This is a genomic window from Pseudomonas sp. KB_15 (assembly GCF_052114525.1).
Classification (GTDB): Bacteria; Pseudomonadota; Gammaproteobacteria; order Pseudomonadales; family Pseudomonadaceae; genus Aquipseudomonas.
The window spans coordinates 1-578 of record NZ_JBFREX010000131.1 but is presented as its reverse complement, the minus strand read 5'-3'; the positions used below and the strand labels follow the sequence as shown (position 1 = coordinate 578).

Here is a 578-nt window from a genome sequence, read left to right as displayed (position 1 = left end):
AGGCAGGCAACCCGCCTTCGGTGATCAACCCAGAGGTCATGGCGCGCCGCCGCTGAATCGGATATTCCTGAATTGATGACGTTGATTTCCGTCCTGACGCTTGCCGCCACCCTCGTGGCGGTGATCCTGCTGGCGGTGCTGCTGTGGCGCGCGCGCGCCGGGGCGGCATCCGCGGAACTGCTTGATGGCCTCGACCGGCTCGAGCGCGTGTTGCGTGGCGAAGTGAGCGCGGCCGCCCGGGATGGCCGCGACGAGTCTGGTCGGCAGATGCTGCGCTTCCAGCAGACCTTGTCGGCGCACCTGACCAGTATTGCCACGGTGCAGAACCAGCAAATCGCGCAGATGTCCGAGTCCAACGACCGCAGGCTGGCCGAGGTGCGGGCCACGCTTGAGCAGAAGCTACGCGACATCGAGGCAAATAACGCCGCGAAACTGGAGGAAATGCGACGCACCGTGGACGAGAAGCTCCATGCGACGCTCGAGCAGCGGCTCGGCGAGTCGTTCAAGCTRGTGTCGGACCGTCTGGAGCAGGTGCATCGTGGGCTGGGCGAGATGCAGGTGCTGGCGCAGGGCGTGGG

General features: G+C 65.9%; 1 protein-coding gene. It reads left to right on the top strand.

From position 1 onward, the window contains the following. Positions 1-75: 75 nt before the first annotated feature. Positions 76-578 (top strand): hypothetical protein (locus AB4Z35_RS30045; protein WP_442101166.1); only part of this gene is annotated, 503 nt, incomplete at its 3' end.